The sequence below is a fragment of the Pseudomonas sp. GW822-FHT03F08 genome (assembly GCF_058801265.1).
The window spans coordinates 165,555-180,385 of the sequence record NZ_JBXANC010000001.1 but is presented as its reverse complement, the minus strand read 5'-3'; the positions used below and the strand labels follow the sequence as shown (position 1 = coordinate 180,385).

The 14,831-nt window shown below is 62.4% G+C and carries 11 protein-coding genes; 2 read left to right on the top strand and 9 right to left on the bottom strand.

Going from position 1 to position 14,831, the window contains the following annotated elements; genetic code table 11:
• Nucleotides 1–14 precede the first annotated feature (14 nt).
• Nucleotides 15–311 (top strand): winged helix-turn-helix domain-containing protein, encoded by a 297-nt coding sequence (locus tag AC1RME_RS00775; protein ID WP_007894945.1) that lies wholly within the window; start codon nucleotides 15–17, stop codon nucleotides 309–311.
• 42 nt (nucleotides 312–353) lie between these two features.
• Here the strand turns inward: AC1RME_RS00775 and AC1RME_RS00770 are convergent, their stop codons facing one another.
• Nucleotides 354–806, bottom strand: a complete 453-nt coding sequence (locus AC1RME_RS00770) for a GNAT family N-acetyltransferase (protein ID WP_011336314.1) — start codon at nucleotides 804–806, stop codon at nucleotides 354–356.
• A gap of 256 nt (nucleotides 807–1,062) precedes the next feature.
• On the opposite strand from AC1RME_RS00770, the gene AC1RME_RS00765 reads away from it, so the two are divergent.
• Complete coding sequence (locus AC1RME_RS00765; protein WP_096817728.1) at nucleotides 1,063–1,800, top strand: substrate-binding periplasmic protein; 738 nt, start codon at nucleotides 1,063–1,065, stop codon at nucleotides 1,798–1,800.
• Between the two features lie 6 nt (nucleotides 1,801–1,806).
• Here the strand turns inward: AC1RME_RS00765 and yccS are convergent, their stop codons facing one another.
• The 8 genes from yccS to betB form a co-directional block, all read right to left on the bottom strand.
• Nucleotides 1,807–3,990, bottom strand: a complete 2,184-nt coding sequence (yccS, locus tag AC1RME_RS00760; RefSeq protein WP_096817731.1) for a YccS family putative transporter — start codon at nucleotides 3,988–3,990, stop codon at nucleotides 1,807–1,809.
• 110 nt (nucleotides 3,991–4,100) lie between these two features.
• Entirely contained in the window at nucleotides 4,101–5,279 is a 1,179-nt protein-coding gene (locus AC1RME_RS00755) for a BaiN/RdsA family NAD(P)/FAD-dependent oxidoreductase (protein ID WP_493090258.1), read from the bottom strand.
• Nucleotides 5,280–5,428: 149 nt separating this feature from the next.
• A complete protein-coding gene (gene dbpA / locus AC1RME_RS00750; RefSeq protein ID WP_096817735.1) occupies nucleotides 5,429–6,814 on the bottom strand; it encodes an ATP-dependent RNA helicase DbpA in 1,386 nt (461 codons plus the stop codon).
• 200 nt (nucleotides 6,815–7,014) lie between these two features.
• Entirely contained in the window at nucleotides 7,015–8,442 is a 1,428-nt protein-coding gene (gene mdtD / locus AC1RME_RS00745; protein WP_493090256.1) for a multidrug transporter subunit MdtD, read from the bottom strand.
• Between the two features lie 64 nt (nucleotides 8,443–8,506).
• Entirely contained in the window at nucleotides 8,507–9,844 is a 1,338-nt protein-coding gene (locus AC1RME_RS00740; protein ID WP_493090254.1) for a TldD/PmbA family protein, read from the bottom strand.
• The gene (locus AC1RME_RS00735; RefSeq protein ID WP_493090252.1) at nucleotides 9,844–11,286 is read right to left on the bottom strand and encodes a TldD/PmbA family protein; all 1,443 of its coding nucleotides are present in this window, start codon (nucleotides 11,284–11,286) and stop codon (nucleotides 9,844–9,846) included. The genes AC1RME_RS00740 and AC1RME_RS00735 overlap by 1 nt, the downstream gene beginning before the upstream one ends.
• Before the next feature lie 193 nt (nucleotides 11,287–11,479).
• A complete protein-coding gene (betA, locus tag AC1RME_RS00730) occupies nucleotides 11,480–13,183 on the bottom strand; it encodes a choline dehydrogenase (RefSeq protein WP_102619738.1) in 1,704 nt (567 codons plus the stop codon).
• 115 nt (nucleotides 13,184–13,298) lie between these two features.
• On the bottom strand, nucleotides 13,299–14,771 hold the full coding sequence (gene betB / locus AC1RME_RS00725; protein ID WP_096817745.1) for a betaine-aldehyde dehydrogenase: 1,473 nt from the start codon (nucleotides 14,769–14,771) through the stop codon (nucleotides 13,299–13,301).
• Nucleotides 14,772–14,831: the final 60 nt, after the last annotated feature.

The window sequence follows — 14,831 nt, the reverse complement described above, 5'->3', positions numbered from 1 at the left end:
AGCGGAGTGCATGCATGGACGTAAGCAAGACCAAGAGCAGTTTCTACCGGCGCTTGTACGTGGCGTACCTGATCGACAGCGGCCTGGCCAGCAGCGTGCCGGCGCTGACCGAAGTCACCGGCATGCCCCGGCGCACGGCGCAGGACACCATCGCGGCGCTGGCGGATCTGGATATCGTCTGCGAGTTCGAACAGGAAGAGGGCGCGCGCAATCATGCGGGGCGCTATCGGATTCGCGAGTGGGGGGCGATTGATCGGGGGTGGATCGAGCGGAATTTGCGGCAGATCAAGGCTGTTCTCGAGTATCCCTGACCAATGCAGTTCCTTCGCGGGCAAGCCCGCGAAGGGGGAATCTCAAGACCTGCGCATGCCAATGTGTGGAATGTCATCCTCCAGATATTCCTCACCCGCCACCACAAACCCATACCGCCCGTAATAGCCCTGCAAATGCGCCTGCGCCGACAGATAGATCGGCACCTCGGGCCAGCGCTTCTCGGCCTGTTTCAGCGCCTGCTCCATCATTTCATGCCCCAGCCCTTTGCCACGTCCGGCCGGTGCCGTCAGTACGCGGCCGATCACCACGTCGCCACCCTGGGATTCCGGGTCCAGCAGACGCAGGTACGCCACCAGTTGATCACCGTCCCAGCCCATCAGGTGGCAGGTATCGCCATCCAGATCCTGACCGTCCGGGTCCAGGTAGGCGCAGCGCTGTTCGACCACGAACACTTCCGAGCGCAATTTCAAAATGGCGTACAGCTGCTCCAGTCCCAGATCGCTGTGATGTTTGCAGACCCACTCGATTGTCATCTTCCGATTCCTTGAACAACGTCGCCCGATACTAAGCGCACCGTCGAAATATGTCTGTATGGCGCAATAATCTGTGACGAAGGCCAAAATGCCATCATTCCTTTCTCGCGCCGCCGACTTCTTTGTGTAATCTGCAGAGAAGCGCTGTGCAACGGCTTCAATGAGCTAATGTTAGGGCCTGGGATTCGCCGGTACGGGGCCTTGGGGTTTTGACTGAAAACACGCCGGGCGGCCCGCCCGCTAAGGATTTTCAAGCATGCCGCGATTGCATCGAGCGTTTGCTTTGATCGGATTGCTGTTGCTGGGTCAAAGCGCTGCAGCGGAGAAATTGCGTCTGGTCTTCGACGTCTGGCCGCCGTTTACCGATGACACGCTGGTCAACGGTGGGCTGGCCACGGACATTGTCAGCACGGCCCTGGCCCGGGCCGGTTATGCCAGCGATTACGAACAGGTGCCGTGGGCGCGGGCGCTGCTCGGGGTTGGCGAGGGGCGCTACGACGTGCTGGTCAACGCCTGGTACAACGACGAGCGCACGAAGCTGGGGCAGTTTTCCGACGAATACCTGCTCAACCGTGTGCGTTTTCTCAAGCGCAAAGACACGCCCATCGAATACAACAACTTGCAGGAACTGCACACCTATCCGATTGCGGTGGTGCGCGGCTACGCCTATTCCGCACCGTTCGATGCCGACACGGCGTTGCAGAAAGTCCCTGTGCATAACTTCGCGATGGCCGTGCGCATGCTGGCGGCGGATCGGGTCAAGCTGACTCTGGAAGATGAGTTCGTCGCCCGCTATTACCTGGCCCGTGAATCACCGAAAGTGCGCAACGCGGTGGAGTTCCTGCCCAAGCCGCTGAGCGAGAACAGTCTGCATATTCTGGTCAGCCTGAAAAACCCGGAGCACGAACAGATCGTGGCCGGGTTCGACAAGGCGATTGCGGCGATGAAGGCCGACGGCAGCTATGACAAGTTGCTCAGGCAGCATGGCATGTGAGGCGGCTCAAGCCTCGCCGGTGTCCTTGATCAGATGCGCCGCCAGCGTCCGCAACGGGCCCAGCTGGCGGCAGATCAACGCCAGTTGCGTCTGCACCAGTCGCTGGCCTTCGTCGATCTCGTCTGCCATTTGCTCTAGCTCATTGGCCAGCGCCTCTTCTTCATCGCTCTGAATCGCAATCGGCTGTTTACTCGCCAGACCCTGGGCGATCTCGTCGATGCTGCTGGCCAGTTTCACCCCGGCGCCATCGATCAGATGCTCACGCACCTCGGCCGGCAGTTGGGTTTCCCGGTGTGCGCCGAGGCCTGACAGATAACTGAGCAACGTGTGCGACAGCACCAGGAAACGGAAGCCAACGTCGGCCTCTTTCCGGAAATGCCCCGGCTCCATCAGCATGTTTGCCAGCGTGGTCGACAGCGCCGCGTCGGCGTTGTGCGCGTTGCGGCGGGCGAGGCGGTAGGCGAGGTCGTCGCTCTTGCCGGCGGCGTATTGCTGCATGATCTGGCGCAGGTAGATGCTGTTGCAGGTCAGGGTGTTGGCCAGCACTTTGTTCAGGCGCCGACCCTGCCAGTCCGGCAGGAACAGGATCACCGTCAGGCCTGCGATCAGACTGCCGAGCAAGGTATCGAACAGGCGCGGCACAAACAGCCCGTAACCGTCACCGACCTGGTTGAAGCAGAACAGCACCATGATCGTGATCGCGGCGGTCGCCACGGTGTAGCGGGTGGTGCGGTTGGTAAAGAACACCACACCGGCGGCGATGGCGAAGCACGACTGCACCAGCGGGCTCGGGAACAGATCGAACAGCGCCCAGGCGATGGTCAGGCCGATGGCGGTGCCGAGAATCCGCTGGCCGAGTTTGCGTCGGGTGGCGCCGTAGTTCGGCTGGCAGACGAACAGCGTGGTGAGGATGATCCAGTAGCCTTGCGACGGGTGAATCAGATGCACCATGCCGTAACCGATGCTCAACGCCAGCGGCAGGCGCAGGGCGTGGCGGAACAGCAATGACGTCGGTGTCAGTTGGGTGCGCAGGCGAACCAGTACGTCCTTGAAGTTACGCGGCGAGCGGTCGAGCAGGCTGCTGTCGGTGGCATCGGCCAAGGCATCAGGGTTGCTCGCGTCGCTGAGCAGACGGTCGAGGGTGCCGAGGTTGGCCGCCAGTGCCCGCAGCGAGCGCAACAGTCCACGCCAGGCCGGGTTGCTCTGGATGCGCAGGTGTTCGAGGGAGGCGTGCAGGTCGCTCAGGGCTTCGGCGAATGTCGCGTCGTAGATGAACGGCTGGCGCATCTGGATCGATTCGGCCAGCGCCCGGCAGGCCTTGCCTTGCTGGCGCAGCAGACGCTGGCAGCGGAACAGCACGTCGCTGTGGAAAAACGCTTCGGCCAGCGCGTTGTAGGGATAGTGCGAAGAACTGGCGCGTTCGTGAATGTCCTGGGCAAGAAAATACAGCTTCAGGTAACGGCTGACCTTCGAGCCGGGACGACCGTTGCCGACCCGGTGCAGGATGATTTCCTTGGCGCTGTTCAGTGCCGCCACGACGCGGCCGTTTTGTTGAGCCAGTTCCAGCCGCCGCGCTTCGACATCCATCTGACGGATCGGCTCGAACAGCGAGGATTTCAGCTTCAGGTAATAACCCAGTTCACGGAACAGCCGCGCCAGACTCTGCTGCACCGGCTGGTTGGAAAACATCGCCTGCCACAGCACCGACAACAAGCCGTACCACGCGGCGCCGGCCACCAGCAGCATCGGCTCGTGCCAGAAATCCGTGACCGCGCCACCACGCTGGTCGACGCCGATCATGGTGTAGACGGAAAGAATCAGGGTCGCCGAAGCGATCGCGCCATAGCGTTCGCCGAGCGCCCCGAGCATGGTCAGGCCGAAACTGGCCAGTGCCAGAGCGATGACGAACACGATGGGGTAGGGGAACAGCAATTCCACCGACAGCGCCGCGACGCTGAAACACACCAGCGTCACCGCCAGTGCGTTGAGGCGGCCCTGCCAACTGTCGTCGGTCTCGGCCAGGGCGCTGGCGATGATCCCGAGGAACAGCGGGATCAGCAGCCCCATTTCATCCTGATACCAGCACAGCGCCATGCTGCCGGTCAGGGCGATGAACACCCGCACGCTGTAGCTGAATTTATCCAGCGCCCACAGGCGCCGCAAAGACTGACGAAACGAGGTCGAGGACATGAAGTGCGAAGGCCTTCCGAGGCGATGCCGCTAAATTGAGCCAGTAATGACGCCGACGCAATGGCGCCGATCACATCTGACAGCAAAAAGTGTTCCGCCCGGCCTTCGAATCAGACGTATTGCGCCGCCGCGTAACCCGATGCCCAGGCCCACTGGAAGTTGAAACCGCCCAGATGCCCGGTGACATCCAGCACTTCGCCGACAAAGTACAGGCCCGGGCTTTTCAGCGATTCCATGGTCTTGGACGAGACTTCGCGGGTGTCGACGCCACCGAGGGTGACTTCGGCGGTGCGGTAGCCTTCGGTGCCGGCCGGGACGACTTTCCAGCTGCCGAGTTTCTCGGCGATGTCCGCGAGGTCGGCGTGGGTGTACTGCTTCATCGGTTTGGAGACGAACCAGTTGTCCGCCAGCAGGTTGGCCATCTTCTTGGTGAAGATTTCGCCGAGCAGGGTTTTCAGTTCGCTGTTCGGGCGTTCGGCGGTTTGCTGTTGCAGCCAGCTCGCCGCGTCGTGATCGGGCAGCAGGTTGATCTCGACGGTGTCGCCGGATTCCCAGAACGAGGAAATCTGCAAAATCGCCGGGCCGCTGAGGCCGCGGTGAGTGAACAGGATGTTCTCGCGAAAGCTCTGGTCGTTGCAGCTGACCAGGCAATCCACCGAGGTGCCGGACAGTTCGGTGCACAAATCCTTGAGCTGATCGGTGATGGTGAACGGCACCAGCCCGGCGCGGGTCGGCAGCAGGTCGTGGCCGAATTGCTTGGCGACCTGATAACCGAAACCGGTGGCACCCAACGTCGGGATCGACAGGCCGCCGGTGGCGATCACCAGCGACTGGCACTGGATCTGGCCGAGGGTGGTGTCGAGCAAGTAACCGCCCTCGACTTTCTCGATGGTCTGGATCGAGGTGTCCAGGTGCAGGTTGACGCCGACCTGATCGCACTCGTCCAGCAGCATGCCGAGGATGTCGCTGGATTTGTTATCGCAGAACAACTGGCCGAGCTTTTTCTCGTGATACGGCACGCCGTGTTTGGCGACCATGCCGATGAAATCCCACTGGGTGTAGCGGGCCAGCGCGGATTTGCAGAAGTGCGAATTCTGCGAGAGGAAATTGCTCGGCTCGGTGTACATGTTGGTGAAGTTGCAGCGCCCACCGCCGGACATCAGGATTTTCTTGCCGGCCTTGTTCGCGTGGTCGAGCAGCAGCACCTGACGCCCGCGCCCGGCGGCGGTCAGTGCACACATCAACCCTGCGGCGCCAGCGCCAATGATCACGACTTCGGTAGAGCGCAAAACGGTGTCCTCACACAATGATCGTTCCCACGCTCTGCGTGGAAATGCCGCCATGGACGCTCTGCGTCCGCTTTTAAATCGTGACGCGGAGCGTCACAGGATGCATTCCCGCGCGGACGGTTCGACGCCTCGACGCGGGAACGATCAGGTCAGAGGACGCGTACGCGCAGCGAACGACCCTTGATCTTGCCGTTGTTCAAACGCTGCAGCGCCTGCATGACCACGGTGCGCTCAACCGCCACATAGGACTGGAAGTCGAAGATCGCGATCTTGCCAACCTGAGCGCCAGGGATGCCGGCATCGCCGGTCAGTGCGCCAAGAATGTCGCCCGGGCGCACCTTGTCTTTACGGCCGCCACCGATGCACAGCGTGCTCATCGGCGGTTGCAGCGGGGCACCGCCCTGGGATTTCAGGTTGTCCACCTGATCCCAGTTCAGCGGGGTTTTCTGCAGTTGTTCGATGGCTTGCGCGCGGTGCGCTTCGGACGGCGCCACCAGGCTGACCGCGATGCCTTTCTCGCCGGCACGACCGGTACGGCCGACGCGGTGAATGTGGATTTCCGAATCGCGGGCCAGTTCGACGTTGATCACCATGTCCAGTGCATCGATGTCCAGACCACGGGCGGCGACGTCCGTGGCAACCAGTACCGAAGTGCTGCGGTTGGCGAACATTGCCAGTACCTGATCGCGGTCGCGCTGTTCCAGATCGCCGTGCAGGCCGACGGCGGAAATGCCTTTGGAGGTCAGGTGATCGACGGTTTCCTGCACTTGCTGCTTGGTGAAGCAGAATGCCACGGTGGAAGCTGGACGGAAGTGGTGCAGGACCTTGGTCACCGCGCTCATGCGCTCTTCCGGAGAAATCTCGTAGAAGCGCTGTTCGATCTGCGTGTCGTCGTGGAACGCTTCGGCTTTCACCGTTTGCGGATCACGCATGAACTTCGACGCCAGTTGCTTGATGCCCACCGGGTAGGTCGCGGAGAACAGCAGGGTCTGACGACGGGCCGGGGTCTGCTCGATGATGTCTTCGATGGCGTCGTAGAAACCCATGTCGAGCATGCGGTCGGCTTCGTCGAGGATCAGCGTGTTGAGGCCGTCGAGGACCAGCGAACCCTTGCGCAGGTGCTGCTGGATGCGGCCCGGGGTGCCGACGATGATGTGCGCGCCGTGCTCCAGCGAGCCGATCTGCGGGCCGAACGACACGCCTCCGCACAGGGTCAGGACCTTGATGTTGTCTTCGGCGCGGGCCAGACGACGGATTTCCTTGGCGACCTGGTCGGCCAGTTCGCGAGTCGGGCAAATCACAAGCGCCTGGCAGCCAAAGTAGCGCGGATTGATCGGGTTCAGCAGGCCGATGCCGAACGCGGCGGTCTTGCCGCTGCCGGTCTTGGCCTGGGCGATCAGGTCCATCCCCTTGAGGATCACCGGCAAGCTCTGCGCCTGGATCGGCGTCATCTGGGCATAACCGAGCGATTCGAGGTTAGCCAGCATGGCGGCGGACAGCGGCAAAGTATTAAAAGCGGTGGCGATGGTGGTCACGGGACTGGCCTGCAAAACAAAATGTCGCGCAGTGTACCAGCCCAGTGGCCATTAGCCCGTAGTTTCCGGACGAGAAGTCGCCGAGCGAAGGCCAGGCAAGGCGAAAACAGGCGAGAAAGCGGAGTTGGCTTTAGCCAATGAGCATTTCGAGCCTGTTTTCAACGCAGCATGGTCGAGTGTAGGCACTTATCGTCCGGAAACTAAGACTCGATGTGCTGTTCCGGACCTCTGACACGCCGTCCGTCATTCTTGGAAAGCTGCGAGAAGATGGTTGCGGCCAGCATCGCCATGATCCCAACGGTCACGAACGTGAGCTGAAACGCGCCCAACACGGTCTCAACACCGTCGTTTCCGATCTCCGCCGTGAAGCCGCCGAGCAGCGCACCGGCGCACGCCACGCCGAGGCTGAGCGACAACTGCGCCACCACCGACAGCAGGCTGTTGCCGCTGCTGGCGCTGGCGTCGTCGAGGTCGATCAGGGTCACGGTGTTCATCGCGGTGAATTGCAGCGAGTTGATCGCCCCGAGAATCGCCAGCAGGCACAGCAGCAGCCAGTACGGCGTCTGCTCGCTGACCAGGCCCATGCTCGCCAGCATGATCCCCAGAAACAGCGTGTTGCCGGTCAGCACGATGCGATAGCCGAGGCGTTCGATCAGCGGCCGCGCGCCCCACTTGGCGACCATCGCCGCAGCGGCCAATGGCAACATGCTCATCCCGGCCTGGGACGGCGAATAACCCAGCGCCACTTGCAGCAGCAACGGCACCAGAAACGGCAGGGCGCCGCTGCCCAGGCGAGCGAACAGGTTGCCGAGGATGCCGACCGCGAAGGTGCGGGTCTTGAACAGCGACGGCGCGAACAGCGGATTGTCGATGTGCCCGGCGCGCAGCCAGTACGCCGCCAGACACGCCATGCCGCCGAACAGCAACAGCATCACCCGCAAGTGCGGCAGGTGCAGTTCGCCGAGGCCTTCCATGGCGATGGTGATCAGCACCATCGCCGCGCCGAACAGCAGGAAGCCCAGGCTATCGAAGCGCGTACGTTCGGTGCCGCGCAGGTCGGGGATGAACTTCCACACCGCGTAGCAACCGATGACGCCCACCGGCAGGTTGATCAGGAAGATCCAGTGCCACGTCAGGTATTCGACCATCCAGCCGCCCATGGTCGGGCCGATCAGCGGGCCGAGCAGGCCGGGAATGGTAATGAAGCCCATGATCCGCACCAGTTCCGAACGCGGGTAGGCGCGCAGCACCACCAGCCGTCCGACCGGCAACATCAGTGCGCCGCCGAGGCCCTGAATCACCCGGGCACCGATCAGCATGCTCAGGCTGCTCGACAGGGCGCAGAGCAACGAGCCGATGCTGAACAGCAGGATCGCGCCGAAAAAGATTTTCTTGGTGCCGAAGCGGTCGGCGATCCAGCCCGAGGCTGGAATCAGCAACGCCACGGTGAGCATGTAGGCGATGACCACGCCTTGCATGCGCAACGGGTCTTCGGCCAGATCCCGGGCCATGGCCGGCAGGGCGGTGTTGAGGATGGTCCCGTCGAGGGACTGCATGAAGAAAGCGATGGCGACGACCCACGGCAACCAGCGGGCGGTGATGGCGTCGAGAGGCGGGCGGTTGGGCATGGAACCTCTTGTGGTGTAGGGCCGTGAATGATCGTTCCCGCGCAAGGCGCGGGAACGATTTGTATCAGAGCGTCAGGGTCAGACGGCTCACCAACGCCCCCGGCAACAGCGCCGACGACGTATTGCGCTGGCTGTAGGTGCTCGCTGACAGCAGCAACTCGCGCTCGGCAGTCAACGCTTCCAGCTGCGAACCCAGCAGGCTGTAGGCGCTGTCGTCGAAACGCATGGTGCTGACCGGCGCCTGAATCTCGCCGTTTTCAACCCAGAACGTGGCAAACCGGGTCATGCCGGTCAGGCGCGCGGCCGGTTGATCGGAGAAGTTCAGGTACCACAGGTTGCTGATGTACAAGCCGGTGCCCAACTGCTTGAGGATCTCGGCCTGCGGCAGATTGCCTGCGCCCATGTTCAGCGCACTCGGCGACTCACCACCGCCGGCACCGTTGGCCGTCAAACCGTATTCGGCGGCACTGCGCGAACCGACCAACTGGTCACCCGCCTTGCCTTCGATGATCAACCGCAGATCGCTGCGCGGGTAACCTTCGCCGGAAAACGCCGGGCTCAGCGAGTCGCTGACTTTCTCGTCGAGGGACACCAGCGGGCTGAACGCCTGGTCGCCGGCATACAGCTTCTGCAACGGGCTGCTCTTGCTGGCAATCGACTGCGCCGAGAAACCGCCCCAGCACAGCATGCCCATGATTTCTTCCAGGGCTGCGGGCGCCAGATAGGCGCGGTATTGGCCGGGTGGCAGGGTGCGCAGCGGTCGCCCCAGAAACTCGAGTTGCTCGCGGGCCTGCTGGAAGCGTTTGGCGAAACCTTCGCTGCTCCACTCGTGCCCGGCGTAGCTGGCTTTCACCGCTTCGCCGTTCTCGTGGAACAGGCTGAAGTCGAAGTTGAAGCTGTTGGCCTGATGCCAGCCAAACGCGCCGGAAGAACTGGCGAAACCACGGCTGATCGGGCCGGCAGCGTAGAAGCCGACCAGATCCAGACCTTCGGCTGCTTGAGCGATTTCCGCCACGACCTGTTCGGTGTCCGGCAGCGGATGCTCCTGCACGTTCTTGCTCTGCCAGCCGGTGTGGTTGAGCAGCAGATAGGGATCCTGAGGCAGCAACGGCAGGGTTTCGCGCAGTTGCTGCAGGCCTTCGGCCAGACGTTGCAGGTCGGTGGTCGGCTCGCCGGACAGGGTGATGTGCAGGTCGGCATGGCGACCGTCGTCGATCAGTTTCAGGCCGATACCGGCTTGCTGCACTTGCCCGGCCTGACGCACCTTGGCGTGGTTGAAGCGGACGAAGGCCGACGATTCGGCGTCGTAACTCAGAGTGAATTGTTCCGGCTCGCGCACGGTATCGCGCAGCCAGTTGACCAGAACCTTGAAGGCTTCGACCTGGCTCTTGGAAGTACTCATCAGGCGTCTCCCCCAAACACATCAACATTGCTGAACACGCAGGCCGGCGAAGCGTGGCCGACGCGGATCACCTGGTTCGGTTCGCCCTTGCCGCAGTTCGGCGTGCCCAGCACTTTGGTGGTGCCGGCGTTGCCGACGGCGCGCAGGCTCTTCCAGAAGTGCGCGGAAATACCCCGGTAGTTCGGGTTCTTCACCACGCCTTTGAGTTCGCCGTTTTCAATCAACTGGCCCCATTCGCAGCCGAACTGGAATTTGTTGCGTGCATCGTCGATCGACCATGAGCGGTTGGTGCTCATCAGAATGCCGTTTTCGATGCCGCCGATCAGTTGTTCCAGCGGCTGATCGCCCGGCTCGATGTTGAGGTTGGCCATACGGTCGATCGGTGGGCGATTCCAGCCACAGGCGCGGCTGTTGGCGACACCGTCCAGACCCGCGCGGAACTGCGACAAGGCACCGCCCAGCGGCCGTACCAACAGGCCTTCGCGAATCAGGAATTGCTTGCTGGCTTTGGAGCCGTCGTCATCGTGACCGTAACTCGCCAGTTCTTCGGGAATGCCCGGATCGAACGTCACGTTGAGCAGTTTCGAGCCGTATTGCAGGCTGCCGAAATCCGAGGTTTTGACGAAACTGGTGCCGGCGTAATTACGCTCGTCGCCGAGGATCCGGTCCAGTTCCAGTGGGTGACCAATGGATTCATGGATCTGCAGCATCATCTGGTCAGGCATCAGCAGCAGGTCGCGCGGGCCTTGCGGGGTGTTCGGCGCGAGCAGCAGTTGCAGCGCCTGATCGGCGACTTGCGGGCCGGCGCCGATCAGACCGCAACGGCTGATCACGTCGGCGCCGCCCTGCTGGCCGAAGTTCTCGCGGCCGAGGCTGCGGGTCTGGCTGTCGTTGCCGTCGTAGGCGGTGACGTCCAGGCCCGGATAAACGAAGCGCTGGGCCTGGCGCAATTCGGCCCCGACACTGCTCAGGTAGATCTGCTCGACGTGGGTGATGCCGATGCTCACTTCCCAATTCACCAGGCGCTCATCCTTTGGCACCGAGGCGGACTCCGAGCCGAGCAGCTCGAAGCATTCGCTCAGGGACGGGAAGGGTTGTTCAAGATTGGGTGAAAAGTAGTCGGCGCGGTCGCTGGACACCGGCTGCTGGCTCAGGTCGAGCAGGGCGTGGGGCTTGATCCGCCGGGCCTGCTGTTCGGCGCGCTCGAGGGCGGCTTGCAGGCCTTGTTGCGACAGGTCATTGGTCGCGGCGTAGGCTTCGACGCCGTTGACGCGAACGGTGAGCATCGCGCCTTCGTCGCGGCTCAGGCTCGGCGGCTCGGCAACGTTCTTGCGCACCGACAGGTACTGGCCGGACTCGCGTACATACCGCAGGGAAAAAAACTCGGCGCCCGTGCGCAAGGCAGCGAAGCGCTGCTTGAGCTGGGGGTGGAAATCGAACATCAGGGAACCTCCTTGTTATGGGAGTAGCGGCGAAGCGGATTCGGCGGGGAGGGGTGAAACGATTGCGCGAGGACTAGAGTAGGCCTGCGTGGGGGTAGGATCAAGTGAAGAGGGGGTGTAGGAGGATTTACTGCTTTGAGTCGGCTGATCGTTCCCACATTGCATGGGAACGATCACCGCCCGGTATTACGACTTACTGAGCAACAGCACTCACATCACGCAGTGCCTTGCCTTTCACCGGCGCATCGCCAGCGACGTAGTACGGCGCCTTGCTGCGCGGCAGTGGCTGACGGCCACGGATCTTGTCGGCGATTTTCTCGGCCATCATGATCGTCGGCGCGTTCAGGTTGCCGGTGGTGATGATCGGCATGATCGAGGCATCGACCACACGCAGACCCTGCATGCCATGCACGCGGCCTTCGCCATCCACTACGGCCATCTCGTCGGTGCCCATCTTGCACGAGCAGGACGGGTGGAACGCGGTTTCGGCGTGCTCGCGGATGAACTTGTCCAGCTGCTCATCGGTTTGCACTTCGATGCCCGGGCTGATTTCGCGGCCACGGAAAGCGTCCAGTGCAGGCTGTTGCATGATTTCACGGGTCAGGCGGATGCCGTCGCGGAATTCCTGCCAGTCTTGTTCGGTGGCCATGTAGTTGAACAGGATGCTCGGGTGCTGGCGCGGATCCTTGGATTTGACCTGGATGCGACCACGGCTCGGCGAACGCATGGAACCCATGTGCGCCTGGAAACCGTGCTCTTGCACACCGTTGCTGCCGTTGTAGTTAATCGCCACCGGCAGGAAGTGGTACTGGATGTTCGGCCATTCGAACTCTTCGCGAGTACGGATGAAACCGCCGGCTTCGAACTGGTTGCTGGCGCCGATGCCGGTGCCGTTGAACAGCCACTCGGCACCAATGGCCGGCTGGTTGTACCAGAGCAGCGACGGGTACAGCGAGACCGGTTGGGTGCAGGCGAATTGCAGGTACAGCTCGAGGTGATCCTGCAGGTTTTCGCCGACGCCCGGCAGATCGTGAACGACCGGGATGTCGAGGCTTTCCAGCAGTTTCGCCGGGCCTACGCCGGAGCGTTGCAGCAGTTGCGGCGAAGCGATCGCGCCGGAGCAGACGATGACTTCTTTACGGGCGCGGGCTTCAACGCGCTCTTCGGCAGCGCCGACCAGGTAACGCACGCCAACGGCGCGCTTGCCGTCGAACAAGACTTTGTCGGTCAGGGCGTGAGTGACGATGGTCAGGGTCGAACGCTTCTTGGCCACGTCCAGATAACCTCGGGCGGTGGAAGCACGACGGCCTTTCGGCGTCACGGTGCGGTCCATCGGGCCGAAGCCTTCCTGCTGGTAGCCGTTCAAGTCTTCGGTGCGCGGGTAACCGGCTTGTACGCCAGCTTCAACCATGGCGTGGAACAGCGGGTTGTTGCCCGCCTTCGGCGTGGTCACGCTGACCGGACCTTCGCCACCGTGGTAGTCGTTCGGGCCGATGTCGCGGGTTTCCGCTTTGCGGAAGTACGGCAGGCAGTCGAGGTAGGTCCAGTCTTCCAGACCTGGCAGTTTCGACCAGCCGTCGTAGTCCATCGCGTTGCCGCGGATGTAGCACATGCCGTTGATCAGCGAGGAACCGCCGAGGCCTTTGCCGCGACCGCATTCCATCCGGCGACCGTCCATGTACGGTTCCGGATCGGTTTCGTACGCCCAGTTGTAGCGACGGCCTTGCAGCGGGAAGGCCAGTGCGGCCGGCATCTGCGTGCGGAAGTCCATGCGGTAGTCCGGGCCGCCTGCTTCGAGCAGCAGGACGGTGACGCCTTCGTCTTCAGTCAGACGGGTCGCCAGGGTGTTACCGGCAGAACCGGCACCCACGATGATGTAATCGAATTCTTGGGACATTGAATGCACCCTCTTTGAAAGTTGGTCAGGTCAGACAGCCAGCGCTTCCCGTGTGGGAGCGGCGAGCAGACATGCCCGCGAAGGCGGCTTCGCGGGCAGCGCACGATGGCGGGTCTTAGAACACCGAGACGTAATCGCCCAGCTCGACCTGTACCGATTTGATGCGAGTGAAGTTGTTCAGCGAGCTGATGCCGTTCTCACGGCCAACGCCCGACTGCTTGTAACCGCCGACCGGCATTTTTGCGTCGGACTCGCCCCAGGCGTTGATCCAGCAGATACCGGCTTCCAGTTGATGAATCACGCGGTGGGCGCGGTTCAGGTCGCGGGTGACGATACCGGCGGCCAGGCCGAAGTCGGTGTCGTTGGCGCGGCGGATCACTTCTTCTTCGGTTTCGTAGGTCAGGATCGCCATTACCGGGCCGAAGATTTCTTCACGGACGATGGTCATGTCGTCGGTGCAGTCGGTGAACACGGTCGGTGCCACGAACGCGCCTTTGGCGAATTCGCCGTCGGTCAGACGGTCGCCGCCGCACAGAACGCGAGCGCCTTCTTCTTTACCCTTGGCGATGTAGCCCAGCACGTTTTCCATGTGCGCGAAGCTGACCAGCGGGCCGAAGTTGGTGTTTTCGTCTTCCGGGTTGCCAACGCGGATGCGGGCAACGCGCTCGACGATCTTGGCTTCGAAAGCGGCTTTCAGGTGGCTCGGTACGAACACGCGAGTGCCGTTGGTGCAGACCTGACCGGAGCTGTAGAAGTTGGCCATCATGGCGGTGTCGGCGGCGCGATCCAGGTCGGCGTCGTCGCAGATGATCAGCGGGGACTTGCCGCCCAGCTCCATGGTCACGTCTTTGAGCGACGAAGCCGAAGCGCTGGCCATGACCTTCTTGCCAGTGTCGGTGCCGCCGGTGAAGGAGATTTTCTCGATGCGCGGGTGCTCGGTCAGCCAGGTGCCGACTTCACGGCCGCTGCCGGTCAGGACGTTGAACACGCCGTTCGGAACGCCGGCTTCGGTGTAGATCTCGGCCAGTTTCAGGGTGGTCAGCGAGGTGACTTCGCTTGGCTTGAAGATCATCGCGTTACCGGCCGCCAGGGCTGGAGCGGATTTCCACAGGGCGATCTGGATCGGGTAGTTCCACGCGCCGATACCGGCAACCACGCCCAGCGGCTCGCGACGGGTGTAGACGAATGCGGTGTCACGCAGCGGGATCTGCTCGCCTTCGATGGCGGGTACCAGGCCTGCGTAGTATTCCAGCACGTCGGCGCCGGTAACGATGTCGACGTATTTGGTTTCGGAGAACGCTTTACCGGTGTCCAGGGTTTCCAGAGCAGCCAGTTCATCGTTGCGCTCGCGCAGGATGTCGACGGCGCGACGCAGGATGCGCGAACGCTCCATGGCGGTCATCGCGGCCCAGATTTTCTGGCCCTTTTCGGCGCTGACGACTGCGCGCTCGACGTCTTCCTTGGTCGCACGTTGCACTTGTGCGAGGACTTCACCGTTAGCCGGGTTGATGGCTTCGAAGGTGGCATCGCTGCCGGCGTCGGAGTACGCGCCATCGATGTAGAGTTTTTGCAGTTCGAAACGGGCCATAGTGTCCTCGCAAGTGCATAAGTGGTTGGCGTTGACCACCGCGATCAGGCTGCGGTGGCG

Bases quoted from the DNA above. Each gene is read 5' to 3' on its own strand.
- betA (WP_102619738.1), bottom strand. From the start codon at position 13,183: ATGTCCCAAGAATTCGATTACATCATCGTGGGTGCCGGTTCTGCCGGT.
- AC1RME_RS00765 (WP_096817728.1), top strand. From the start codon at position 1,063: ATGCCGCGATTGCATCGAGCGTTTGCTTTGATCGGATTGCTGTTGCTG.
- AC1RME_RS00770 (WP_011336314.1), bottom strand. From the start codon at position 806: ATGACAATCGAGTGGGTCTGCAAACATCACAGCGATCTGGGACTGGAG.
- AC1RME_RS00740 (WP_493090254.1), bottom strand. From the start codon at position 9,844: ATGAGTACTTCCAAGAGCCAGGTCGAAGCCTTCAAGGTTCTGGTCAAC.
- mdtD (WP_493090256.1), bottom strand. From the start codon at position 8,442: ATGCCCAACCGCCCGCCTCTCGACGCCATCACCGCCCGCTGGTTGCCG.
- AC1RME_RS00735 (WP_493090252.1), bottom strand. From the start codon at position 11,286: ATGTTCGATTTCCACCCCCAGCTCAAGCAGCGCTTCGCTGCCTTGCGC.
- betB (WP_096817745.1), bottom strand. From the start codon at position 14,771: ATGGCCCGTTTCGAACTGCAAAAACTCTACATCGATGGCGCGTACTCC.
- yccS (WP_096817731.1), bottom strand. From the start codon at position 3,990: ATGTCCTCGACCTCGTTTCGTCAGTCTTTGCGGCGCCTGTGGGCGCTG.
- AC1RME_RS00775 (WP_007894945.1), top strand. From the start codon at position 15: ATGGACGTAAGCAAGACCAAGAGCAGTTTCTACCGGCGCTTGTACGTG.